The organism is Pseudomonas sp. NFACC04-2, from assembly GCF_900119265.1.
Taxonomy (GTDB): domain Bacteria; phylum Pseudomonadota; class Gammaproteobacteria; order Pseudomonadales; family Pseudomonadaceae; genus Aquipseudomonas; species Aquipseudomonas fluorescens_AA.
The window spans coordinates 40,320-62,660 of sequence record NZ_FPJC01000025.1; the positions used below are offsets into that span (position 1 = coordinate 40,320).

General features: G+C 59.3%; 20 protein-coding genes and 3 tRNA genes. 3 read left to right on the forward strand and 20 right to left on the reverse strand.

The window, feature by feature from the left end; translation table 11 throughout:
- Positions 1-88: 88 nt before the first annotated feature.
- On the forward strand, positions 89-937 hold the full coding sequence (gene nadC, locus BT125_RS24700) for a carboxylating nicotinate-nucleotide diphosphorylase (RefSeq protein ID WP_072411310.1): 849 nt from the start codon (positions 89-91) through the stop codon (positions 935-937).
- Positions 938-976: 39 nt separating this feature from the next.
- Here nadC and BT125_RS24705 read toward each other — a convergent pair whose 3' ends face one another.
- A complete protein-coding gene (locus tag BT125_RS24705) occupies positions 977-1,282 on the reverse strand; it encodes a DUF6388 family protein (RefSeq protein ID WP_072341097.1) in 306 nt (101 codons plus the stop codon).
- A 304-nt stretch (positions 1,283-1,586) separates the two neighbouring features.
- Between BT125_RS24705 and BT125_RS24710 the strand changes: the two genes are divergently transcribed.
- On the forward strand, positions 1,587-2,132 hold the full coding sequence (locus tag BT125_RS24710) for a hypothetical protein (RefSeq protein ID WP_072411312.1): 546 nt from the start codon (positions 1,587-1,589) through the stop codon (positions 2,130-2,132).
- Positions 2,133-2,146: 14 nt separating this feature from the next.
- Here BT125_RS24710 and BT125_RS24715 read toward each other — a convergent pair.
- The 16 genes from BT125_RS24715 to rlmE form a co-directional block, all read right to left on the reverse strand.
- Positions 2,147-2,219: transfer RNA gene (locus BT125_RS24715), tRNA-Thr, on the reverse strand.
- Between the two features lie 125 nt (positions 2,220-2,344).
- Complete coding sequence (pnp, locus tag BT125_RS24720) at positions 2,345-4,450, reverse strand: polyribonucleotide nucleotidyltransferase (RefSeq protein WP_072411314.1); 2,106 nt, start codon at positions 4,448-4,450, stop codon at positions 2,345-2,347.
- Between the two features lie 194 nt (positions 4,451-4,644).
- Positions 4,645-4,914 carry a 30S ribosomal protein S15 gene (gene rpsO / locus BT125_RS24725; RefSeq protein WP_011332409.1) on the reverse strand — a complete coding sequence of 90 codons (270 nt, stop codon included), beginning with the start codon at positions 4,912-4,914 and terminating at the stop codon, positions 4,645-4,647.
- 143 nt (positions 4,915-5,057) lie between these two features.
- The gene (gene truB / locus BT125_RS24730) at positions 5,058-5,975 is read right to left on the reverse strand and encodes a tRNA pseudouridine(55) synthase TruB (protein WP_060739216.1); all 918 of its coding nucleotides are present in this window, start codon (positions 5,973-5,975) and stop codon (positions 5,058-5,060) included.
- 3 nt (positions 5,976-5,978) lie between these two features.
- Entirely contained in the window at positions 5,979-6,380 is a 402-nt protein-coding gene (gene rbfA / locus BT125_RS24735) for a 30S ribosome-binding factor RbfA (protein WP_060739217.1), read from the reverse strand.
- Between the two features lie 159 nt (positions 6,381-6,539).
- Positions 6,540-9,059, reverse strand: coding sequence for a translation initiation factor IF-2 (infB, locus tag BT125_RS24740; protein ID WP_072411316.1), 2,520 nt, complete (start codon positions 9,057-9,059; stop codon positions 6,540-6,542).
- A gap of 27 nt (positions 9,060-9,086) precedes the next feature.
- Positions 9,087-10,568 (reverse strand): transcription termination factor NusA, encoded by a 1,482-nt coding sequence (gene nusA / locus BT125_RS24745; RefSeq protein ID WP_003177868.1) that lies wholly within the window; start codon positions 10,566-10,568, stop codon positions 9,087-9,089.
- A gap of 59 nt (positions 10,569-10,627) precedes the next feature.
- Entirely contained in the window at positions 10,628-11,086 is a 459-nt protein-coding gene (gene rimP / locus BT125_RS24750; protein ID WP_053118762.1) for a ribosome maturation factor RimP, read from the reverse strand.
- Between the two features lie 140 nt (positions 11,087-11,226).
- Positions 11,227-11,303, reverse strand: a tRNA-Met gene (locus BT125_RS24755).
- 97 nt (positions 11,304-11,400) lie between these two features.
- Positions 11,401-11,486 (reverse strand) — tRNA-Leu (locus tag BT125_RS24760).
- Positions 11,487-11,507: 21 nt separating this feature from the next.
- A complete protein-coding gene (secG, locus tag BT125_RS24765; protein ID WP_025211789.1) occupies positions 11,508-11,891 on the reverse strand; it encodes a preprotein translocase subunit SecG in 384 nt (127 codons plus the stop codon).
- Between the two features lie 4 nt (positions 11,892-11,895).
- Entirely contained in the window at positions 11,896-12,651 is a 756-nt protein-coding gene (tpiA, locus tag BT125_RS24770; protein ID WP_060739219.1) for a triose-phosphate isomerase, read from the reverse strand.
- A 66-nt stretch (positions 12,652-12,717) separates the two neighbouring features.
- A complete protein-coding gene (gene glmM, locus BT125_RS24775) occupies positions 12,718-14,055 on the reverse strand; it encodes a phosphoglucosamine mutase (RefSeq protein ID WP_072411318.1) in 1,338 nt (445 codons plus the stop codon).
- Between the two features lie 16 nt (positions 14,056-14,071).
- Positions 14,072-14,923 carry a dihydropteroate synthase gene (gene folP / locus BT125_RS24780; RefSeq protein WP_072411320.1) on the reverse strand — a complete coding sequence of 284 codons (852 nt, stop codon included), beginning with the start codon at positions 14,921-14,923 and terminating at the stop codon, positions 14,072-14,074.
- 8 nt (positions 14,924-14,931) lie between these two features.
- Positions 14,932-16,845, reverse strand: a complete 1,914-nt coding sequence (ftsH, locus tag BT125_RS24785) for an ATP-dependent zinc metalloprotease FtsH (protein ID WP_053118351.1) — start codon at positions 16,843-16,845, stop codon at positions 14,932-14,934.
- Positions 16,846-17,036: 191 nt separating this feature from the next.
- Entirely contained in the window at positions 17,037-17,687 is a 651-nt protein-coding gene (gene rlmE, locus BT125_RS24790; RefSeq protein ID WP_060739222.1) for a 23S rRNA (uridine(2552)-2'-O)-methyltransferase RlmE, read from the reverse strand.
- Between the two features lie 106 nt (positions 17,688-17,793).
- On the opposite strand from rlmE, the gene BT125_RS24795 reads away from it, so the two are divergent.
- Positions 17,794-18,102, forward strand: coding sequence for a YhbY family RNA-binding protein (locus tag BT125_RS24795; protein ID WP_003177852.1), 309 nt, complete (start codon positions 17,794-17,796; stop codon positions 18,100-18,102).
- A 10-nt stretch (positions 18,103-18,112) separates the two neighbouring features.
- Here the strand turns inward: BT125_RS24795 and BT125_RS24800 are convergent, their stop codons facing one another.
- From BT125_RS24800 to carB, 3 genes are read right to left on the reverse strand one after another with little or no spacing between them, the layout of a single operon-like run.
- Positions 18,113-18,517, reverse strand: a complete 405-nt coding sequence (locus BT125_RS24800; protein ID WP_072411322.1) for an MFS transporter — start codon at positions 18,515-18,517, stop codon at positions 18,113-18,115.
- A 28-nt stretch (positions 18,518-18,545) separates the two neighbouring features.
- The gene (greA, locus tag BT125_RS24805) at positions 18,546-19,022 is read right to left on the reverse strand and encodes a transcription elongation factor GreA (RefSeq protein WP_030139783.1); all 477 of its coding nucleotides are present in this window, start codon (positions 19,020-19,022) and stop codon (positions 18,546-18,548) included.
- A 2-nt stretch (positions 19,023-19,024) separates the two neighbouring features.
- Entirely contained in the window at positions 19,025-22,246 is a 3,222-nt protein-coding gene (gene carB, locus BT125_RS24810; RefSeq protein WP_072411324.1) for a carbamoyl-phosphate synthase large subunit, read from the reverse strand.
- Positions 22,247-22,341: the final 95 nt, after the last annotated feature.

Below are 22,341 nucleotides of genomic sequence, written 5' to 3' on the forward strand. Positions count from 1 at the left end.
CCGGGAAAATAGGGAAATGTTGCGAGGACGCGACCAAATGCAGGTTTCGACACCCTATAATCAGGCCACTTTGTTTGTGGAGCCCGTTATGCCGAATCTACGCCTCGCCGATCTGACCGCCGAAATCGAAGCCAACGTGCGCCGCGCGTTGCTTGAAGACATCGGCAGTGGCGACATCACCGCGCAACTGATCCCCGCCGAACGCCTGGCCAAGGCCACCATCATCACCCGCGACGCTGCGATCATCAGCGGCACGGCCTGGGTCGATGCCGTGTTCCGGCAACTGGATCCGCGTGTCGCGGTGCATTGGCAAGTGCACGACGGCGACCGGGTCAGCCCCGATCAGGCGCTGTTTCACCTGGAGGGGCCGGCCCGCTCGCTGCTGACCGGCGAACGCAGCGCCCTGAACTTCCTGCAAATGCTCTCGGGCGTCGCCACGCGTGCCCGTTACCTGGCCGACTTTGTCGCCGGGACCCAGGTCAAGCTGCTGGACACCCGCAAGACCCTGCCCGGGCTGCGCCTGGCCCAGAAGTACGCGGTCACCTGCGGTGGCTGCCATAACCACCGCATCGGCCTGTACGACGCTTTCCTGATCAAGGAAAACCACATCGCCGCCTGCGGCGGAATCGCCCAGGCCATTGCGGCCGCCCACCAGATCGCACCCGGCAAGCCGGTGGAAATCGAAGTGGAAAGCCTGGCGGAATTGAAAGAAGCGCTGGCGGCCAACGCCGACATCATCATGCTCGACGAACTGAGCCTGGACGACATGCGTGAAGCCGTGCGCCTCAATGGCGGCAAGGCGAAGCTGGAGGCCAGCGGCGGGATCAACGAAAGCACGTTGCGCCCGATCGCCGAGACCGGGGTGGACTACATCTCGATCGGCGCAATGACCAAGGATGTGAAGGCAGTCGATCTGTCGATGCGCTTGAGCCTCTGACAACAAAAAACGCCAGCCTTGAAAGGCTGGCGTTTTTTTTCAGACCACCAGATTGTTCATCTCGCAGTACTCATCCCATTCCACACCCAGCACCTCGGCCGCTTCCTTGTGCAACGCAAGGCGCTGCGCCTCGAATTCTTCAGGCGTGCTGGTGTACTTGAGCGTCAACTCCCAGGGTTGTAGCCCCTGGGCTTCGGCCTCGTCCTCGAATGCCCATTGGATCTGGTCCTTCTGATCGTCGGCGGACAAGTCCTTGATCTCTTCCAGCAACTGGGGCGCATCCAGCACGTACTTCTTCAGCGCTTCTTCGTGCCTGGCTTCCTGGGTCAATGCTTTAACAGTCATGGCGTTCTCGTTGATCGGGGGAATGGAAGATGGATCTGGATCATCAAGGATCTCTCTGACGCAAAAAACCGTGTGAAGCCCGGTTTATCTGGCCTTCAGAACCATTCGTGGATCATCTGAAAACTGCTGGGCGATGCACATGCAGGCAACGAATATAGGATGTTTTGCCGACGATTTACACGGTTCTTTACATCTATCCCACAAAAAAACCTGTGCAGAAGAAGCGCTGCGGGCCCTGGAACATCTGTCAAAATAACCAGTCATAGCCATGTGCCATGCCGGCACTTCACAAGGAACCCCAGTGATGCGCAGCTTTTCGAAACGCTCGTCGATCCAACTTGCCACCGCGACCTTGCTGCTTGGCAGCCTGACCTTGACTGACGTTGCTCAAGCGGCGGTTGAGGTCTCCTCCGATGGGCCGTCTTACCACGACTTTATTCCCGCCCTTCACTACGACCAATCCGATAAGTACAAGCTCGTCAAGACCGATGTCAGCGCCAGCGTCCTGGAAAGCCTGCCGAAAAGCGTGAAGAACAACACCGACGAACTGGAAAACCAGAAGCGCACCCTCGGCGAACAGGCTCGTCAGATCGAAGAACTCAAGCGCAACAGCGGCTCCAGCTCCTCGTCCAGCAGCAAGGAGATTGACGAGCTCAAGCGCACCATCAATGAACAGGAACGCGACCTGAACGACCTTGGCAAGCAAGTGGAAGAACTCAAGCGCAATAGCGGCTCCTCGAGTTCGAGCAACAGCGAGATTTCGTCCCTGAAACGGGAACTCAGCGACCAGGATCAAGAGATGGATCAGCTCAAACGTACGGTCGAGGAACTGAGCAGGAAGGTGAAATAACGAGGGGGAGATCTTGCCCGAGACAGGAATCGAACCTGCGACCTTCGCGTTACGAGTGCGCTGCTCTACCGACTGAGCTACACGGGCGGTGGCTAAAACTAGCACCGTCTCCGGTGGCCAGGCAACCTGCCTGGCAGGGATTTTCACCACACAGCAAAACGCCCCGAACCAGTCGGGGCGTTTGCTTGTTCAGCGCTTAGGTGAAGGGGTGATTAAACGCCCGATGCCTTGGCTGCTGCGACGTCCTTGATGGACAGCTTGATACGGCCGCGGTTGTCCACGTCCAGTACCAGCACTTCCACTTCCTGGCCTTCTTTGAGGATGTCGGTCACTTTCTCGACGCGAGCATCGCTCAGCATGGAGATGTGAACCAGACCGTCCTTGCCCGGCAGGATGTTGACGAACGCGCCGAAGTCGACGATGCGTTCAACCTTGCCGACGTAGATCTTGCCGATCTCGGCTTCGGCAGTGATGCCCAGGACGCGCTGGCGTGCTGCTTCCGCCGCTTCCTTGGTTTCGCCGAAGATCTTGATCGAACCGTCGTCTTCGATGTCGATCGAAGCCTTGGTTTCTTCACAGATCGCACGGATGGTCGCGCCGCCTTTACCGATGACATCACGGATTTTGTCGGTGTCGATTTTCATCGCGATCATGGTCGGAGCATTTTCCGACAGCTCGGTACGGGACTGACCGATGATCTGGTTCATCTGGCCGAGGATGTTCAGGCGCGCTTCCAGGGCCTGGCCCAGGGCGATTTCCATGATCTCTTCGGTGATGCCCTTGATCTTGATGTCCATCTGCAGTGCGGTAACGCCCTTGGCGGTACCGGCCACTTTGAAGTCCATGTCGCCCAGGTGGTCTTCGTCACCCAGGATGTCGGTCAGGACGGCGAATTTCTCGCCTTCTTTCACCAGCCCCATGGCGATACCGGCAACCGGGGCCTTCATCGGCACACCAGCGTCCATCAGGGCCAGGGAAGCGCCGCAGACCGACGCCATCGAGCTCGAACCGTTGGACTCGGTGATTTCCGATACCACGCGAATGGTGTACGGGAACACGTCAGCGGCTGGCAGCATGGCCTGGACCGAACGACGGGCCAGACGGCCGTGACCGATTTCGCGACGACCGGCGCCACCCATGCGACCACACTCGCCCACCGAGAACGGCGGGAAGTTGTAGTGCAGCATGAACGGGTCTTTCTTTTCGCCTTCCAGGGTGTCCAGCAGTTGCGCGTCACGGGCGGTGCCCAGCGTGGCGACGACCAGGGCCTGGGTTTCGCCACGGGTGAACAGTGCCGAACCGTGGGTCTTCGGCAGGACGCCAACTTCGATGTTCAGCGGACGTACGGTGCGGGTGTCGCGACCGTCGATACGCGGCTTGCCGTTGACGATGTTTTCGCGAACGGTGCGGTACTCGATTTCACCGAAAGCAGCTTTCACTTCAGCGGCAGACGGCTGGCCTTCTTCACCGGACAGCTTGGCAACCACTTGGTCTTTCAGCTCGCCCAGGCGCGCATAACGGTCGGCCTTGACGGTGATGGTGTAGGCCTGGGAGATCGCTTCGCCGAACTCGGCACGGATCGCACCCAGCAGTTCGGTGGCTTCGGCTTGCGGAGCCCAGGTCCAGGTTGGCTTGGCGGCTTCGGCGGCCAGTTCCTTGACGGCGTTGATCACCACCTGGAACTCGTCGTGAGCGAACAGCACGGCGCCCAGCATCTGGTCTTCGGTCAGCTCTTTGGCTTCGGATTCAACCATCAGCACGGCTTCGGAAGTACCGGCCACGACCATGTCCAGGCTCGAAGCCTTCAACTGCTCGTAGGTCGGGTTCAGCAGGTAGCCGGTGCTTTCGTGGAACGCGACGCGGGCAGCGCCGATCGGGCCATCGAAAGGGATGCCGGAGATAGCCAGGGCAGCCGAGGTACCGATCATCGCAGCGATGTCCGGATCGGTTTTCTTGCTGGTGGAGACGACGGTGCAGACAACCTGCACTTCGTTCATGAAGCCTTCTGGGAACAGCGGACGGATCGGACGGTCGATCAGTCGGGAAGTCAGGGTTTCTTTCTCGGAAGGACGGCCTTCGCGCTTGAAGAAACCGCCAGGGATCTTACCGGCAGCGTAAGTCTTTTCCTGGTAGTGGACAGACAGAGGGAAAAAGCCCTTGCCTGGATCGGCTTGCTTGGCACCGACAACGGTCACCAATACGCTGACGTCGTCGTCAACGGTGACCAGCACTGCGCCGGAGGCCTGACGGGCGATACGGCCAGTCTCGAGGGTAACGGTCGACTGACCGAACTGGAATTTTTTGATTACCGGGTTCACGGTGTCCTACCTTCTTTGTGGCTCTTGGGGAACTTGTCTTCTTGCGAAATTCTTGGGCAATGACGGGAATCGGCCCGACGCCTGTCCAGGGTAAAACGTGTATCCAGATAAAACTTGAGGCTGGGAGCCTGCCATGCGCCAGCGGGAAACCCACTGACGCACGACAGACCACCAACCTCTAGCGCAATCGCTTATTAGCGACGCAGACCCAGGCGAGCGATCAGAGCGCTGTAACGGCTCACGTCCTTGCCTTTCAGGTAGTCCAGCAGCTTACGACGCTGGTTTACCATGCGGATCAGACCACGACGGGAGTGGTGATCCTTACCGTTGGCCTTGAAGTGACCTTGCAGTTTGTTGATGTTGGCGGTCAGCAGTGCAACTTGCACTTCTGGCGAACCAGTGTCACCAACAGCTTGCTGGTAGTCAGCTACGATTTGAGCTTTTTCTTGAACGTCGAGAGCCATGAGGCAATCCTTTTAGTCAGGAAACTGTTCCGAGGAAACAGCTTCAACAGGCCAGGGACAAATCCCTGTATCTATAAATGAGTAGTGACCGTGCCTGTTAACAGCCACACTCGCCAACCTGCTGTTACGCAGGCTGGTTTCGGTCATTCCGACCGAATCAATCGACGCGGCGCAATGCGCCCGTCTTCGCTCACTTCACCGATACCGATGAAGCGACCGTTGTGATCCTGTACCCGAACCATGCCGAACTTCGGCGCATCCGGGGCGCGTACTGGCTGGCCGTTGAGCCAGTAGAACGCACTGTGTTCCGAGAACTGCAAGAGCGGCCAATCCAGCAACCCGCTGTCCGATGGCATCAGGAAACGGTCGACCGCTTCGTTGCCGCCTTCGGCATGCACCGCTTCAAGCTCTTCCAGCGTGACCGTCTGGGCCAACGTGAAAGGCCCGGCCTGGGTCCGTCGCAATTCTGCCACGTACGCGCCACAACCGAGCTGCTCACCGATATCCTCCACCAGGGTCCGGATATAGGTGCCTTTGCTGCAATCCACGGCCAGCCGCGCAGTATTACCGTCAAAGGCCAGCAATTCCAAGCGCGCAATAGTAACAGAACGCGGTTCACGCTCCACTACTTCGCCTGCACGGGCCAGTTTATACAACGGCTGCCCATCACGCTTCAAAGCGGAGTACATCGGCGGTATCTGGCTGATTTGCCCGCGAAAACCCGGCAAGACCGCTTCGATATCCGCCTGACCAACGGTCACCGGGCGCTCCAGCAAAACCTCACCTTCGGCATCCGCCGTGGTGGTGGTCTTGCCCAGTTGCGCCAGGGTTTCATAACCCTTGTCGGAATCGAGCAGGTACTGGGAAAACTTGGTCGCCTCGCCAAAGCACAGCGGCAGCACGCCGGTGGCCAGCGGATCGAGACTACCGGTGTGCCCGGCCTTTTCAGCATTGAGCAGCCAGCGAACCTTCTGCAACGCCGCGTTGGAGGTGAACCCCAGCGGCTTGTCGAGCAGGATGATACCGCTGACGTTACGACGGATACGTTTGACCTGAGCCACCGATTACTCCTTGGTGTCTTCGGGGTCAGCCGCAACCGGGTGCTGGCTGTCTTGCGCCACGGCGCGCTCGATCAGTGCCGACAGATGCGCACCCCGTGCGACGCTTTCGTCGTAGTGGAAGTGCAACTGTGGGACGCTGCGCAGCTTCATCTCCCGGGCCAGCTGCATACGCAGGAAGCCGGCGGCCGAGTTGAGCACCTTGATGCTCTGGGCGATTTCCTCGGCGCTGTCCTGCCCCATCACGGTGATGAAGATCTTGGCGTGACCGACGTCACGGCTGACTTCCACTGCGGTGATGGTGACCAGGCCGACGCGCGGGTCTTTGACTTCGCGACGGATCAGTTGGGCCAGCTCGCGCTGCATCTGATCGCCGATTCGTTGGGTACGGCTGTATTCTTTTGCCATGTCTTGTTACCTGTTACTGCCCCACGGTGAAACCCGCGAGGTCTGAAAGCGGCAAACGCCCGGCCTGGCAAAAGCCAGACCGGGCGTTGCGTTTAGAGTCCGCCAGCCAGGCAGCGCATGTTCATGCGACTGCCCGGTGCGGCTCTTGAAGTGCGCGAGTTAGAGGCTGCGAGCAACCTGGACCTTCTCGAAGACTTCGATCTTGTCGCCGACCTTGACGTCGTTGTAGCTCTTGACGCCAATACCGCACTCCATGCCGGCACGTACTTCGGAAGCGTCATCCTTGAAGCGGCGCAGGGATTCCAGCTCGCCTTCGAAGATCACGATGTCTTCACGCAGTACACGGATCGGACGGTTACGGTGAACGACACCCTCGATCACCATGCAACCGGCGATGGCGCCAAACTTCGGCGAACGGAACACGTCGCGAACCTCGGCCACGCCCAGGATATTCTCCCGCACGTCGCTGCCCAGCATACCGGTCAACGCTTTCTTGACGTCTTCGATGATGTCGTAGATCACGTTGTAGTAACGCATATCCAGGCCTTCCTGCTCGACGATCTTGCGAGCGCCGGCATCGGCACGCACGTTGAAGCCGAACAGTACAGCGTTGGAAGCCAGTGCCAGGTTGGCATCGGATTCGGTGATACCACCGACACCGCCGCCGACCACACGCACTTGCACTTCGTCGTTACCCAGGCCATTCAAGGCGCCGTTCAACGCTTCGAGGGAACCACGGACGTCGGATTTGAGGACGATGTTGAGCGTCTTCTTCTCTTCCTGCCCCATGTTCTCGAAGATGTTTTCCAGCTTGCCGGCGTGAGCACGAGCCAGTTTGACTTCGCGGAACTTGCCTTGACGGAACAGAGCCACTTCACGGGCTTTCTTCTCGTCAGCCACAACGCTCATCTCGTCGCCAGCATCCGGAGTGCCGTCCAGGCCGAGAATCTCGACCGGGATAGCCGGACCGGCTTCCTTGATGGACTTGCCGTTCTCGTCGAGCATGGCGCGCACGCGGCCATAGTTCGAGCCAACCAGTACCATGTCGCCTTGACGCAGGGTACCGTCCTGGACCAGGACGGTCGCCACCGGGCCACGGCCCTTGTCGAGACGAGACTCAACGACCACACCACGGCCAGGAGCCGAAGGCGTAGCGGTGAGTTCCAGAACCTCGGCTTGCAACAGAACGGCTTCAAGCAGTTCGTCAACGCCGGTACCCATCTTCGCCGAGACCGGAACGAATGGCGTGTCACCACCCCACTCTTCGGAGGTCACGCCGTGGACCGAGAGTTCGCTGCGGATGCGATCGAGATCGGCGCCCGGCTTGTCGATCTTGTTCACCGCAACCACCAGCGGCACGCCAGCTGCCTGGGCATGCTGAACGGCTTCGATGGTTTGCGGCATGACGCCGTCGTCCGCTGCAACCACCAGGATCACGATGTCGGTCGCCTTGGCACCACGGGCACGCATTGCGGTAAACGCGGCGTGACCCGGGGTGTCGAGGAACGTCACCATGCCGCGGTCGGTTTCAACGTGGTAGGCACCGATGTGCTGGGTAATGCCGCCCGCTTCACCGGCTGCCACCTTCGCACGACGAATGTAGTCGAGCAGGGAGGTTTTACCGTGGTCGACGTGGCCCATGACGGTCACGACCGGTGCACGGGAAACCGCCTCACCTTCAAACTTCAGGGACTCGGCCAGGGAATCTTCCAGGGCGGTGTCGCTGACCAGGGTCACTTTGTGGCCCAGCTCTTCAGCAACCAGTTGGGCAGTTTCCTGGTCCAGTACCTGGTTGATGGTGGCTGGCGTGCCCAGCTTGAACATGAACTTGATGATTTCAGCAGCCTTGACCGACATCTGCTGGGCCAGATCGCCCACAGTGATGGTCTCGCCGATCTTCACTTCACGCACGACAGGGCCGGTAGGGCTCTGGAAACCGTGGGCGTTGCGTTTCTTCAGCTTGGCCTTGCCGCGACCGCCGCGACGGAAGCCATCGCTTTCCTCGTCGGTGGTACGTGGCGCAACACGAGGTGCTGGTGCCTTTTCCTTGACCGACGCACGATGAGGCGCGTTCTTGCGCTCGCCATCGCCACTGCCACGACGGTTGTCGTCGGCACGTGGTTTGTCCGGACGACGCTGTTCGTCGCGCTTGCGAGTGTCGGCTGGAACCGGCGCTGGTGCCACGACTGGAGCCGCTTCGCGCACAGGTTCGGCGACCGGGGCAACAGCCTCGACGGCTTCTACCGGAGCGGTTTGCGCAGCAGCAGGCTGGCGGCGCGCTTCTTCTTCGGCGCGACGCTTGGCTTCTTCTTCAGCCTTCTGACGAGCAGCATTTTCTACTGCGCGACGTTCTTCCTGTTCGCGTTTGCGCTCGGCTTCGATTTCTTCCGGGCTGCGTTGTACGAAGACTTTCTTCTTGCGTACTTCAACGCTGATGCTTTTGCTACCGGCAACACGCAGGGTGCTGGTGGTTTTACGCTGCAGAGTGATCTTGCGCGGTTCTTCCACTTTAGCCTTGTGACTGCTCTTCAAGTGAGTCAGCAGGGACTGCTTCTCACTGTCGGTCACATGTTCCTCGGCGGCGGTGTGCGGCAGACCTGCCTCACGCATCTGCTGCAACAGGCGCTCTACCGGTGTTTTGACCTCATCGGCCAGTTGTTTCACCGTGACTTGCGTCATGCACTTCTCTCCTCAGGCCGCGCCTAATTACTCGAACCAGTGGGCTCGGGCGGCCATGATCAACTTGCCGGCACGATCATCGTCAATGCCGTCGATGTCGAGCAGATCGTCAATAGACTGCTCGGCCAGGTCTTCGCGGGTAATTACGCCGCGCACCGCCAGTTCCATCGCCAAATCCTTGTCCATGCCCTCAAGCGAGAGCAGGTCTTCGGCCGGATGGGCGTCTGCCAGCTTTTCCTCAGTAGCGATGGCTTTGGTCAACAAACGATCCTTGGCCCGAGCGCGAAGCTCGTTGACGATTTCCTCGTCAAAGCCGTCGATGTTGAGCATTTCCTCCACCGGTACGTAGGCAATCTCTTCCAGGCTGGTAAAGCCTTCATCCACCAGCACCTGTGCCAGTTCTTCATCGACTTCAAGCTCTTCGATGAAGTTGCGCAGGATGTCGCCGGTTTCAGCTTGCTGTTTAGCCTGGATGTCCGATTCGGTCATCACGTTCAGGGTCCAGCCAGTCAATTGGCTGGCCAGACGCACGTTCTGACCACCGCGACCGATGGCCTGAGCCAGATTGTCTGCGCCAACGGCGATGTCCATGGCGTGGGCATCTTCGTCGACGATAATTGCCGCCACTTCAGCAGGCGACATGGCATTGATCACGAACTGAGCCGGGTTGTCGTCCCACAGGACGATGTCCACGCGCTCGCCGCCCAACTCGCCGGATACGGCCTGGACACGCGAACCACGCATGCCGATGCAGGCACCTTGCGGGTCGATGCGCTTGTCCTTGGAGCGGACCGCGATCTTGGCACGCGAACCCGGATCACGGGAGGCGGCCATGACTTCGATCAGGCCTTCAGCAATTTCCGGCACTTCGATGCGGAACAACTCGATCAGCATTTCCGGCGCTGTACGCGACAGGATCAGCTGCGGGCCCCGGTTCTCGGTGCGGATTTCCTTGAGCAGCGCACGCAAACGCACGCCAACCCGGAAAGTTTCGCGAGAGATGATGTCTTCGCGAGCCAGCAACGCTTCGGCGTTGTTGCCCAGGTCGACGATCACGTTGTCGCGGGTCACTTTTTTCACGGTGCCGGAGATGATTTCCCCCAAGCGCTCGCGATAAGCGTCGACGACTTGCGCACGCTCGGCTTCGCGAACTTTCTGCACGATGACCTGCTTGGCCGTCTGTGCAGCGATGCGACCGAATTCGATGGACTCGATCTTTTCTTCGACGACATCACCCACCTTGGCGCCCGGATGCGTTTCTGCAACCTTGCTCGGCCAGGTTTCGATAGCCGGATCGTCCAGGTCGGCTTCCTCGACGACCGTCCAACGACGGAAAGTCTCGTAGGCACCCGTGTGGCGATTGATCTCCACACGCAAATCAACTTCGTCTTCGAACCGCTTCTTGGTAGCGGTGGCCAGAGCCAGCTCCAGCGCTTCAAAAATAACGTTAGCCGGTACGCCCTTTTCATTGGATACCGACTCAACAACCAGCAGTACTTCTTTGCTCATCGTACGCCTCGCCTTTCGCAAGCCATTGGATCCGCGGGATCCGCAGTATCTGGCACGTATCAGTCAAAACTGGGAATAATGTTGGCCTTGTCGATCATATCGATCGGCAACAGGAACTCATGGTCATCTACCTGCACCACGACGTCCTGCTCTTCTACACCGCGCAGAAGGCCTTGGAAGTTGCGTCGACCTTCGAAAGGCGAGCGCAGCTTGATCTTCACTTGTTCACCGGCAAACAAAGCGAACTGTTCAAGTGTGAACAGGGGGCGCTCCATGCCAGGCGAGGAAACTTCAAGGGTGTATTCGGAGGTGATTGGATCTTCGACATCCAGTACACCGCTGATCTGACGGCTGACGATGGCGCAGTCATCCACCAACACGCCGCCTTCCTTATCGATATAAACGCGCAACAGTGAGTGGCGACCTTGAGCCGAAAACTCAATACCCCAGCATTCATAGCCAAGGGCCACGACCACCGGGGCCAACAAGGCCTGCAACTGTTCTAGCTTGCTCGACACCTGAACCCCCTCGTGCATGTTTGTGCATGCTGTGCAAATAAAAAAAAATGGGCGAATCGCCCATCCCTGAAACGCCGTCGAATAACGGCGTTATAAAGTGTCCAGCTAACAAAAAGCCCCTTGGAAGGGGCCCCTGAAACTGGTTGCGGGAGCCGGATTTGAACCGACGACCTTCGGGTTATGAGCCCGACGAGCTACCAGACTGCTCCATCCCGCGACAAAGCTGGGGCGGAAGTATACGACCGATCCTTTACAGGGTCAATGTAACCCTTCCACCTACAAGAAAGCCCGCAATTGCGGGCTCTCCTGATAATTGGTACCGAGAAGGGGACTCGAACCCCTACACCCTATGGGCACAACCACCTCAAGGTTGCGTGTCTACCAATTCCACCACCTCGGCAATACAGCGTTTGAAACCTTCTTACTTCTGCTCTTGAGCTGGAGGCACGTCAGTCGCCGGGTTGGCCGACTTTTGCTCTTGAAGCACCGGGACATCATCAGAAGCCGGTTGTTGCTTGGGCGCCTCCAGTACCGCTGGGTTTGGCAAACCTACTTGAGTCAGCTCATGAGCTTTCTCTTTAGCAAAGTAACCTAACCCCAAGCTGGTTATGAAGAAACCGGCGGCAAGTATAGCAGTAAACTTACTAAGAAAGGTAGAGGAACCTTGGCTTCCGAACACAGTATTTGAAGCACCTGCACCGAAAGACGCACCAGCATCCGCACCTTTACCCTGCTGCAGCAATACGAGAGCAACTACGCCCAGTGCACCCAGCAGATGAAAAACGACTACGACTGTTTCCAGCATTTTTTCAGTTTCCCGCGGCGCGACAGATCGCACCGAACTCATCTGCATTCAGGGACGCTCCACCAATGAGCCCCCCATCGATATCCGGCATGCCGAACAGTTCGGCCGCATTGGCCGCCTTCACGCTGCCGCCGTATAGAAGCCGCACACCTCGTGCCACCTCAGAATTCTCTTCCGCCAATTGCGCGCGAATGGCTGCATGCACATCCTGCGCCTGTTGCGGCGAAGCCGTCAGCCCGGTACCAATGGCCCAGACCGGCTCGTAGGCAATGACTGCCTTTGCAAAAGCACCGACACCCAGGTCTTCGATGATGCTGCCCAGCTGACGCCCGACAACTTCAAGGGTCTTGCCGGCTTCACGCTGCGCGAGGGTTTCCCCTACGCACAACACCGGAATCAGACCACAGGCCTGGGCCGCAGCAAACTTGCGGATCAAGGTCTTGTCCTGCTCGCCCATGATCTGGCGACGCTCGGAATGCCCAACCAGGACCAGGGAACAACCTGCATCCACCAACTGACTCGGCGCAATCTCACCGGTCAACGCACCTTGCATGGATTCCACCGCAGAGTTCTGCGCGCCGACCGAAATCGACTTGCCCTTCAAGCCATCAATCACTTGATTGATATACAAGCAAGGCGGGAATACCGCGACATCAACACCGCTTGGCAAGGCCAGATGACGAAGGCCATTGATCAGCTCAGCGACGCTGGCGCGGGTACCGTGCATCTTCCAGTTACCAGCTACCATAGGGCGACGCATGCTGTACCTCGTCGGTCAAAGTGGGCGCAGATGTTACCCAACCGATTCATGACTGGCAAGCCGAATTCAGGCAGAAACTTCAGTAACCAGTTTTGCCAGCTCTTCGGCATAACCGCGAACCTGCGCTTCATCCTCGCCTTCGACCATGACACGCACCAAAGGCTCTGTGCCGGACTTGCGCAACAACACGCGCCCACGTCCCGCCATCGCCTCTGTCACACGCTCGCTGGCCTGCTTGACCTGCGCATGCTCGAGAGGGTTTGCACCGCCGCCGAAACGCACGTTGATCAACACTTGCGGGCATTTACGCAATGCCTGGCGCGACTGTGCGAGCCCTTCGTTGCGTGCCTTGAGTGCCATCAGCACCTGCAGGGCCGCAATGATCGCATCACCGGTAGTGGTATGGTCGAAGCACACAATGTGGCCGGAGTTCTCGCCCCCGATCACCCAGTTGCGCTCCAACAACTCCGAAATCACGTAGCGGTCGCCCACGTTGGCCCGCACGAACGGGATATCCAGGTCCGCCAGGGCCAGTTCAAGCCCGAGGTTGCTCATCAGGGTGCCGACCACACCGCCCTGCAACTTGCCGCGCCCATGCAGGTCACGAGCGATGATGAACAGCAGTTCGTCACCATCGACGACCGTACCGGTGTGATCGACCATCAGGACCCGATCACCGTCGCCATCGAAGGCGATGCCGAGATCGGCCTGCTCGGCCAGCACTGCCGCCTGCAACGCCTCGGTATGGGTGGAACCACAATTGTGATTGATGTTCAGGCCATTAGGCTGGGCGGAAAGCACCACCACGTCGGCACCCAACTCGCGAAAGACGCTCGGCGCGACTTTATAGGTGGCGCCATGAGCACAATCGACAACAATTTTCAGGCCGGAAAAGCTCGTACCGGTGGGCACGCTGCCTTTGCAGAACTCGATGTAGCGACCCGATGCATCGTTGATCCGCGACACCTTGCCGATCTTGCTCGACTCGACCACGGTCATCGGCGTGTCCAGCAACTCCTCGATCATCAGCTCTATATCATCCGGCAGCTTGGTACCCTGGCCGGAGAAGAACTTGATGCCGTTGTCATCATGGGGGTTGTGCGAGGCACTGATCACGATGCCTGCCTGGGCCTGGAACGTACGGGTCAGGTAGGCGATGGCCGGCGTCGGCATCGGGCCCAGCAGCATCACATCGGCGCCTGCCGACGTCAGGCCGGCCTCGAGCGCCGATTCGAACATGTAGCCGGAAATTCGCGTGTCCTTGCCGACCAGCACCTTGCAGGCGCCCATCTTGCGGAACGCCATGCCTGCCGCCCAGCCGAGCTTGAGCATGAAATCAGGGGTAATAGGGTATTCGCCGACCCGACCACGAATACCGTCGGTGCCAAAGTATTTCTTGCTCATAAGTGCTCCGTCATTCTTATTCGGCTGAATCCACAGCTGCGATCATCCGCACGACATCCATCGTTTCGGCTACATCGTGCACGCGCAATATGCGTGCACCTTTGGCAAGGGCCAAGGCCGCAAGGGCGAGACCACCATACAGGCGCTCGCCCACGGGGCGACCCAGGGCATTGCCTATCATGCTCTTTCGCGAGACCCCAACCAACAGGGGCCGCCCCAGGGCGTGCAAGGCTTCCATATGTTTGAACAGGCTCAGGTTGTGCGCCAATGTCTTGGCAAAGCCGAACCCGGGATCAAGAATAATCCGCTCGGCGGGAATGCCCACGACAGCACATTGGTCCAGACGCGCCGCCAGGAATTCACCCACCTCCCTGGTCACATCATCATAATGAGGGTCGTTTTGCATGGTCCCCGGCTCGCCGAGCATATGCATCAAGCATACCGGCAACCCGGTGGCCGCTGCGGCATCCAGGGCACCATCGCGTTGCAAGGAGCGAACATCATTGATCAGGCCCGCTCCCAGTCGCGCAGTCTCGCGCATGACCGCAGGCGTGGACGTATCGACCGAGATAATGACATCGAGTTCGCGATGGATGCGCTCGACAATCGGCGCCACCCGCTCCAACTCCTCGGTAGGCGAAACCGCGCGCGCACCCGGCCGGGTCGATTCGCCCCCCACATCGATCAGCGTCGCGCCAGCGGCCACCATGGCCTCGGCATGCCGCAGCGCAGCATCGAGCTGGCTGAATCGACCACCATCGGAAAAGGAATCTGGCGTGACATTGAGAATGCCCATGACATGTGCATGGGCCAAATCAAGAACCCGGTTGCCGCAAGGCAACCGGGTCGAGGACTGAACAGAAGTCATTTCAAGCCTTAGACATCAGCGGCCGGACCGCCAATCGGTGTTTCCGGACGCTCACCCTGTACCGCCGGAGGTGTACCGGAGGTACCGGTACCACCGCCCGACCAGTCACGAGGCTCGCGAGGCTCGCGACCCGCCATGATGTCGTCGATCTGCTCGGCATCGATGGTTTCGTACTTCATCAGGGCATCGGCCATGGCATCAAGCTTGTCACGGTTGTCCGTGAGGATCTGCCGGGCAGTGCCATAGCACTGGTCGATGATGCTGCGCACCTCGGAATCGATCAGCTTGGCCGTCTCGCCGGAGAAGCTTGCATGCTGGCCACCGCCGCCACGACCGAGGAACACTTCTCCTTCTTCTTCCGCGTACATCAGCGGACCCAGCTTCTCGGACAGGCCCCACTTGGTGACCATGTTCCGAGCGATCTGACTGGCGCGCATGATGTCGTTGGAAGCCCCTGTGGTCACACCGTCGAAGCCCAACGTCATCTCTTCAGCGATACGACCGCCGTACAAGGAACAGATCTGGCTGATCAATGCACGCTTGGACAGGCTGTAGCGATCCTCTTCCGGCAGGAACATGGTCACGCCCAGGGCACGGCCGCGTGGGATGATCGAGACCTTGTAGACCGGATCATGCTCGGGCACGACACGACCGACGATCGCGTGACCTGCCTCGTGGTACGCGGTGTTCTGCTTTTCTTTCTCCGACATGACCATGGATTTGCGCTCCGCGCCCATCATGATCTTGTCCTTGGCCAGCTCGAATTCCTTCATTTCCACGACGCGCTTGCCGGTACGAGCGGCGAACAGCGACGCTTCGTTGACCAGGTTCGCCAGGTCGGCACCGGAAAAGCCCGGCGTGCCACGCGCGATGACGGCCGGAGCGACGTCGTCGCCCATCGGCACCTTGCGCATATGGACCTTGAGGATCTGCTCGCGACCACGAATGTCCGGCAGCCCCACCACGACCTGGCGGTCGAAACGACCTGGACGCAACAGCGCAGGGTCGAGCACGTCAGGACGGTTGGTGGCGGCGATCACGATGATGCCGTCGTTCATTTCGAAACCATCCATCTCGACCAGCAACTGGTTGAGCGTCTGCTCGCGCTCGTCGTGACCGCCACCCATGCCGGCGCCACGATGGCGACCAACGGCGTCGATTTCGTCGATGAAGATGATGCACGGCGCGTGTTTCTTGGCCTGTTCGAACATGTCGCGGACACGACTGGCGCCCACGCCGACGAACATTTCGACGAAATCGGAACCGGAAATCGTGAAGAACGGCACCTTGGCTTCACCGGCAATCGCCTTGGCCAGCAAGGTTTTACCGGTACCTGGCGGACCTACCATCAGCACGCCGCGTGGAATACGACCGCCCAGGCGCTGGAACTTGCCCGGATCGCGCAGGAACTCGACCAGTTCGCCCACCTCTTCCTTGGCTTCGTCGCAACCTGCGACATCGGCCAGGGTAGTTTTCACCTGGTCTTCGGAAAGTAGCCGAGCCTTGCTCTTGCCAAAGCTCATCGGCCCGCCCTTGCCACCGCCACCACCCTGCATCTGGCGCATGAAGAACATGAACACGGCGATGATCACCAGGATCGGGAAGCTGGCCACCAGGAGTTGGGTCCAGATGCTTTGCTGCTCAGGCTGCTTGCCTTCGACCACGACATGGTTGTCCACCAGGTCGCCAATCAGGCCATTGTCCTGGATTGCCGGACGAATGGTCTTGAAGCTGTCGCCATCGGTGCGCTTGCCGGTAATCACATAGCCATCAACGGCTACGCGCTCGACCTTGCCATCCTTGACCTGCTGGATGAAGTCGGAATAGTTGAGGGTCTGCGGCTCGTTAGGGCTGGAGAAGTTGTTCATCACGGTCACCAGGACAGCGGCGATGATCAACCACAGGATCAGATTCTTTGCCATATCGTTCAATTAACTACCCTCTGAAGCAAGCTCCGCTACTGGCGCGCGCTTCGCATGATATTCACCGGCCTAACTTACTACATTACCTACGACTCTGGCAGGCGCCGTCTGTAACCCTTTGTGAAACTTTGACCGCATAATTTTGGTTACGCGGCTTTTTCAATGCGAGACAAAAAAAACTATCGCCCTGCTCAAAGACGCTCATCACTGGCCGCGCCTTCAACACCGCGAAACCCCCGCGCCAGCAGATACTGCTCGCGAGAACGGTCACGGGACGACAATGGCTTGCGCATCTGCACCTTGTCGAACAACTTGCGGATGCCCTTGTGGTATTCGTCGAAGCCTTCACCCTGGAAGACCTTGATCAGAAAATCACCGCCTGGACGCAAAACCCGCCCGGCAAGATCCAGGGCCAGCTCGCTGAGAAACATGGCACGAGGCATGTCGACAGCCGCTAATCCACTCATATTGGGGGCCATATCGGAAATCACAAGGTCGACTTGCGTATTTCCGACGGCTTCCAGGATTTTCGCCAGTACGGCGTCCTCCGTGAAATCGCCTTGGATAAAGGTCACATCAGGGATGCTGTCCATTTCCAGGATGTCGGAAGCGATCAAGCGGCCCTGACCACCAATCAGACGACTGGTGACCTGGGACCAGCCGCCCGGCGCCGCGCCGAGGTCGATCACGGTCATGCCTGGACGGATCAGGCGATCCTTTTCCTGGATCTCCAGCAATTTATAACTGGCACGAGAGCGATAACCGTCTTTTTGCGCCATTTTGACGTACGGATCGTTGAAATGCTCTCTGAGCCAGTTCTGGCTAGTCTTGGAACGGGCCACGGGCCACCTCTAAAAATAAAACGGGTCGTGATTAAGTGGGCGGTCCCGGACTTGCTCGGGTAAACTGGCCGCCGCTTTTTACAAGATCAGACGCAGGGGTCAGATTATGCCGCTCACTCAAGAGCAGAAGAAACAATACAAATCCATTGGCCACCATCTGAAACCGGTTTTGACTGTGGCTGACAACGGTTTGACTGAAGGTGTACTCGCCGAACTGGAACGCGCCCTGGGCGATCACGAGCTGATCAAGATCAAGCTCAACATCCTCGATCGCGAAGCCCGCCTGGCTGCCGTTGCCGAATTGTGCAAGACCGGCAAGGCAGACCTGGTGCAGGTCATCGGCAAGATGGCGCTGATTTATCGCAAGAATTTCAGCGTCAACAAACAACTGTCGAACGTTCACCGCTTCAAGTGATGCCAAAGGGTCAAGGGTGTGCCTCGCACACCCTGCCGCTCCATCCGGGAACCGGTTGCAACACCAGCACCAACCCGGAAAAACCCAGCACCAGGTAACTGAATACCTGCCACCGGCTCGCATCCGGCCAGCCGAGCTGCACGGCAAAGAACATCCCGCACGCGTACAACGACATGAGCAGCAATTGCCCACGAATGTCGCGCCATAGACTGGCAAGGCCCTCGGCCTGAACCAGCACCAACGCCTGAGATATTACGCACGCCGCGGAAAAACCCACCAGCAGCGCCGTCAGCATACCTGCGATTTCATCGATGAGCAGCGGTGCCAGGCCTACTCGACCCAGCACCGGCAGCAAACCGATGTGCAGCAACCAGACGCCGCCCACCCACAACATCTGGGTGAGCTGCCAGATCATGGCGCCCGCTCGCAGCGGGCGCCTTCGTTCAGATGTGACGGACTTCGACAATCTCATACTCGATGACACCACCCGGTGTCTTCACCGCCACCACATCGCCCTCTTCCTTGGCAATCAAGGCACGAGCAATGGGTGAACCGACGGAAATCTTGCCGAGCTTGATGTCTGCCTCGTCCTCGCCAACGATCTGGTAAGTCACGCTTTCATCGGTCTCGACGTTGGCGATTTCCACCGTGGTGCCGAAAATCACTTTGCCGGTATGTGGAATCGTCGTGACATCGATGATCACCGCATTCTGCATGCGGCCCTCGATGTCACGGACACGGGCCTCGACCATCCCCTGCTCCTCTCGGGCAGCGTGGTATTCGGCGTTTTCCTTGAGATCGCCCAGCTCACGCGCTTCACCGATAGCCTGGCTCAAGCGCGGGCGCTCGACCTTGGTCAGGAAAGCGTGTTCTTCTTCCAGGGCCTTCGCGCCCTGAACAGTCATCGGGTACTTGGTTATGCTCATGCCTTCAATCCTGCATGTAGATCCTGCAAGCGACGTACGGTCTTCTCGGGACCGAACTTGAGCGCTTCGCAGATCGCTTCGCCTGCCGCAATGGTCGTGGTGCAGTAGATCTTGTGCTGCAGCGCATTGCGACGAATGGAGTAGGAATCGGCGATCGATTGACGACCCTCGGTGGTGTTGATGATCAGCGTGACTTCGTCATTCTTGATCATGTCGACCACGTGCGGACGCCCCTCGGTCACCTTGTTCACGCGGCGCACTTTCAGGCCAGCCGCTTCGATCAGCTTGGCGGTACCAGCCGTGGCGACCACTTCAAAGCCCAAGTTGATCAGATCACGGGCCACACCTGCAACCAGTGGCTTGTCGTCATCACGCACACTGATGAACGCCGTGCCGCCCGTCGGCAACACTTCGCTGGCGCCCATCTGGGCCTTGGCAAACGCCTCACCGAAGGTATCGCCCACGCCCATCACTTCACCGGTGGACTTCATTTCCGGGCCGAGGATCGGGTCCACGCCAGGGAACTTGGCGAACGGGAACACCGCTTCTTTCACGCTGTAGAAGTTCGGAATGATTTCTTTGGTGAAGTTCAGCTCTTTCAGGGTTTTGCCGGCCATGACTCGCGCCGCGATCATCGCCAGGGAAACACCGATGCACTTGGAGACGAACGGCACCGTCCGGGAAGCGCGCGGGTTGACTTCAATGACGTAGATGTCTTCGCCCTGCAGGGCCAGTTGCACGTTCATCAGGCCGACGACGCCCAACTCCAGGGCCATTTTCTTGACCTGCTCGCGCATCTCGTCCTGGATGTGGGCCGGCAGCGAGTAAGGCGGCAGCGAACAGGCGGAGTCACCGGAGTGAACACCGGCCTGCTCGATGTGCTGCATGATCGCGCCGATCACCACGTCCTTGCCGTCGCTGACCGCGTCCACGTCCATTTCGATGGCGCAGTTGAGGAAGTGATCCAGCAGCACCGGGCTGTCGTTGGACACCTGGACCGCTTCGCGCAGGTAGCGCTTGAGTTCGTCTTCCTGATAGACGATCTCCATCGCACGGCCGCCCAGTACATAGGACGGACGCACCACCAGTGGGTAACCGATCTTGGCGGCGGCACGAATCGCTTCGTCTTCGCTGCGCACGGTGGCGTTTGGCGGCTGACGCAGGTTCAGGCGCTCGACCATCTGCTGGAAGCGCTCACGGTCTTCGGCGCGGTCGATCGCATCCGGGCTGGTACCGATGATCGGCACGCCGGCGGCTTCAAGGGCACGAGCCAGTTTCAGCGGGGTCTGGCCGCCGTACTGGACGATCACGCCTTTTGGTTTCTCGACGCGGACGATTTCCAGCACGTCTTCCAGGGTCACTGGCTCGAAGTACAGGCGATCGGAAGTGTCATAGTCAGTGGACACGGTTTCCGGGTTGCAGTTGACCATGATGGTCTCGTAACCATCGTCGCGCAGGGCCAATGCCGCGTGTACGCAGCAGTAGTCGAACTCGATGCCCTGGCCGATCCGGTTGGGACCGCCACCCAGGATCATGATCTTGTCCCGGGTCGATGGCGCGGCTTCGCACTCTTCTTCGTACGTGGAGTACAGGTAGGCGGTATCGGTGGCGAACTCGGCCGCGCAGGTGTCGACGCGCTTGTAGACCGGGAACACTTCCAGCTTGTGGCGATGGGCGCGCAGGCTCTTCTCGGTCACACCCAGCAACTTGGCCAGGCGCATGTCGGAGAAACCCTTGCGCTTGAGGCGGAACATCGTGTCGCGATTGATACTGGACATGCCCAGGGTCTTGACCTTCTCTTCCTCCTTGATCAGATCTTCGATCTGTACCAGGAACCAAGGGTCGATCATGTTCATGCCGAAGATCTGCTCGACGGTCATGCCGGCGCGGAAGGCATCGGCCACGTACCAGATGCGCTCGGCACCCGGCACGGTCAGCTCGCGCTTGAGCACGCTCATGCTTTCCGGGTCGTTCAGATCCAGCTTCGGATCGAGGCCACAGACGCCCACTTCCAGGCCGCGCAGGGCTTTCTGCAGGGACTCCTGGAAGGTCCGGCCGATAGCCATGACTTCGCCGACCGACTTCATTTGGGTGGTCAGACGGGCGTCGGCCTTGGCGAACTTCTCGAAGGCGAAGCGTGGCAGCTTGGTCACGACGTAGTCGATGGACGGTTCGAAGGACGCCGGGGTCTTGCCGCCGGTGATGTCGTTCGACAGCTCGTCCAGGGTGTAGCCCACGGCCAGCTTGGCGGCGACTTTGGCAATCGGGAAACCGGTGGCCTTGGACGCCAGGGCCGACGAACGGGAGACCCGTGGGTTCATCTCGATGACCACCATGCGACCGGTGTTCGGGCAGATGCCGAACTGGACGTTGGAGCCGCCGGTTTCCACGCCGATCTCGCGCAGTACCGCCAGGGAGGCGTTACGCAGGATCTGGTATTCCTTGTCGGTCAGGGTCTGGGCCGGTGCGACGGTGATCGAGTCGCCGGTGTGCACGCCCATCGGGTCGAAGTTTTCGATGGAGCAGACGATGATGCAGTTGTCCTTTTTGTCGCGGACAACTTCCATTTCGTATTCTTTCCAGCCGATCAGGGATTCGTCGATCAGCAGTTCCTTGGTCGGCGACAAGTCGAGACCACGGGCGCAGATTTCTTCGAACTCTTCACGGTTGTAGGCGATGCCACCACCGGTGCCGCCCATGGTGAAGGACGGACGGATGATGCACGGGAAGCCGAGGCGTTCCAGGACGGCGTTGGCCTCTTCCATGCTGTGGGCGATGCCCGAGCGCGGGCAGTCCAGGCCGATGGATTTCATCGCCTTGTCGAAGCGCGAACGGTCTTCGGCCTTGTCGATGGTATCGGCGTTGGCGCCGATCATTTCCACACCGAACTTCTCCAGGACACCTTCGCGCTCCAGGTCCAGGGCGCAGTTGAGCGCCGTCTGGCCGCCCATGGTCGGCAGCAGCGCGTCCGGGCGCTCCTTCTCGATGATCTTGGCAACGGTCTGCCACTTGATCGGCTCGATGTAGGTGGCGTCGGCCATGGCCGGGTCGGTCATGATGGTGGCCGGGTTGGAGTTCACCAGGATGACGCGGTAACCCTCTTCGCGCAGGGCTTTACAGGCCTGGGCGCCGGAGTAGTCGAATTCGCAGGCCTGGCCGATCACGATCGGGCCAGCGCCGAGAATCAGGATGCTTTTTATGTCTGTACGTTTTGGCATGGGTTTGTCACTCAAATCCGCAGGTCAGTCGGCTAGGCCGTCGAACAATCTTTGAAGCGCCCGAAGGGGCCGCCGCACTCGGGGCCGCCCTCGGG

Excerpts from the sequence above, each read along its gene's own strand:
- nadC (WP_072411310.1), top strand. The coding sequence starts at position 89 with ATGCCGAATCTACGCCTCGCCGATCTGACCGCCGAAATCGAAGCCAAC.
- BT125_RS24705 (WP_072341097.1), bottom strand. The coding sequence starts at position 1,282 with ATGACTGTTAAAGCATTGACCCAGGAAGCCAGGCACGAAGAAGCGCTG.
- BT125_RS24710 (WP_072411312.1), top strand. The coding sequence starts at position 1,587 with ATGCGCAGCTTTTCGAAACGCTCGTCGATCCAACTTGCCACCGCGACC.
- rpsO (WP_011332409.1), bottom strand. The coding sequence starts at position 4,914 with ATGGCTCTCGACGTTCAAGAAAAAGCTCAAATCGTAGCTGACTACCAG.
- rbfA (WP_060739217.1), bottom strand. The coding sequence starts at position 6,380 with ATGGCAAAAGAATACAGCCGTACCCAACGAATCGGCGATCAGATGCAG.
- infB (WP_072411316.1), bottom strand. The coding sequence starts at position 9,059 with ATGACGCAAGTCACGGTGAAACAACTGGCCGATGAGGTCAAAACACCG.
- nusA (WP_003177868.1), bottom strand. The coding sequence starts at position 10,568 with ATGAGCAAAGAAGTACTGCTGGTTGTTGAGTCGGTATCCAATGAAAAG.
- secG (WP_025211789.1), bottom strand. The coding sequence starts at position 11,891 with ATGCTGGAAACAGTCGTAGTCGTTTTTCATCTGCTGGGTGCACTGGGC.
- tpiA (WP_060739219.1), bottom strand. The coding sequence starts at position 12,651 with ATGCGTCGCCCTATGGTAGCTGGTAACTGGAAGATGCACGGTACCCGC.
- glmM (WP_072411318.1), bottom strand. The coding sequence starts at position 14,055 with ATGAGCAAGAAATACTTTGGCACCGACGGTATTCGTGGTCGGGTCGGC.
- folP (WP_072411320.1), bottom strand. The coding sequence starts at position 14,923 with ATGACTTCTGTTCAGTCCTCGACCCGGTTGCCTTGCGGCAACCGGGTT.
- ftsH (WP_053118351.1), bottom strand. The coding sequence starts at position 16,845 with ATGGCAAAGAATCTGATCCTGTGGTTGATCATCGCCGCTGTCCTGGTG.
- BT125_RS24795 (WP_003177852.1), top strand. The coding sequence starts at position 17,794 with ATGCCGCTCACTCAAGAGCAGAAGAAACAATACAAATCCATTGGCCAC.
- BT125_RS24800 (WP_072411322.1), bottom strand. The coding sequence starts at position 18,517 with ATGATCTGGCAGCTCACCCAGATGTTGTGGGTGGGCGGCGTCTGGTTG.
- carB (WP_072411324.1), bottom strand. The coding sequence starts at position 22,246 with ATGCCAAAACGTACAGACATAAAAAGCATCCTGATTCTCGGCGCTGGC.